Annotated in this window: 2 tRNA genes and 2 rRNA genes; all 4 read right to left on the reverse strand. The window is 47.9% G+C overall.

Features of this window, described 5'->3' with window-relative positions:
• Positions 1-235, reverse strand: a 23S ribosomal RNA gene (locus EZ449_RS22500); the annotation flags it as partial.
• 353 nt (positions 236-588) lie between these two features.
• Positions 589-662, reverse strand: a tRNA-Ala gene (locus EZ449_RS22505).
• Between the two features lie 16 nt (positions 663-678).
• Positions 679-753, reverse strand: a tRNA-Ile gene (locus EZ449_RS22510).
• A gap of 196 nt (positions 754-949) precedes the next feature.
• Positions 950-1,207, reverse strand: a 16S ribosomal RNA gene (locus tag EZ449_RS22515); the annotation flags it as partial.

The following is a 1,207-nucleotide window of genomic DNA, read 5'->3' on the forward strand; positions in this document are numbered from 1 at the left end:
GCTCGCCACTACTTAGGAAATCATTGTTATTTTCTCTTCCTCTGCTTACTTAGATGTTTCAGTTCGGCAGGTTTGCTCATTATATGTGACATGTCTTCAACATGCCGGGTTGCCCCATTCGGAAATCTCCGGATCAATTCATATTTGCAGATCCCCGAAGCTTATCGCAGCTTATCACGTCCTTCATCGCCTCTGAGAGCCAAGGCATCCCCCGTGTACTCTTTATTACTTTCTTCTACCTGTACGCCTTTTGCGCCGTACGGTATGCTTTTTCTGCTCTTGTCATGATGTCTCATTCCCGACTTTACGTCGGGAGAGCACAAACACAACAGTCGCCTATTGTTGTTTGCTCTTCTTTTTTAACTTCTTCCAATATGTCAAAGAACTTTGCCAAGATCAGGTAAGGGGTATCAGGTTGCAGGTTTCATTGCCTGCGCCCAAGCCCTCAGCTTAAACTTGTTAGTAGAGAGTACCGGTCTCGAACCGTTCCATATACATTATATATACGTGCCCCAATGGCGTCTTCCTCTTATTTCCTAGTTATGTCAATGTATATTATCTATCCCGATAATAAGGTATGTAATGTTGTGGAGAATAACGGAGTCGAACCGTTGACCTCCTGCGTGCAAGGCAGGCGCTCTAGCCAGCTGAGCTAATCCCCCAAAAGGATCCAATGTGTAGTCCCGTCCAGATTTGAACTGGAGACCCCTACATTATCAGTGTAGTGCTCTAACCAGGCTGAGCTACGGGACTGTTGATCTTAGGGTCCGCTTGAGCATGCAGTATATAGTATCTTACCGCTACTGCTTTCCCTTGGCTTTCCCCATCTTCCGTCCGTTATGCCGTTGCTGCTAGGCTATTGCACACCGCTGTCTTCTGGGTGCTTATTCTCTTGTTTCTCTTTTTTTGAAATATCATGCTGCGAGGCGGGTAGGTGGTGCTACTCCAGAAAGGAGGTATTCCAGCCGCACCTTCCGGTACGGCTACCTTGTTACGACTTAGCCCCAGTTATCGGTTTTACCCTAGGACGCTCCTTGCGGTTACATACTTTAGGTACCCCCAACTTCCATGGCTTGACGGGCGGTGTGTACAAGGCCCGGGAACGTATTCACCGCGTCATTGCTGATACGCGATTACTAGCGAATCCAACTTCATGGGGTCGAGTTGCAGACCCCAATCCGAACTGTGAACGGCTTTGTGAGATTCG

The organism is Pedobacter frigidisoli, assembly GCF_004331675.1.
Lineage (GTDB): Bacteria > Bacteroidota > Bacteroidia > Sphingobacteriales > Sphingobacteriaceae > Pedobacter > Pedobacter frigidisoli.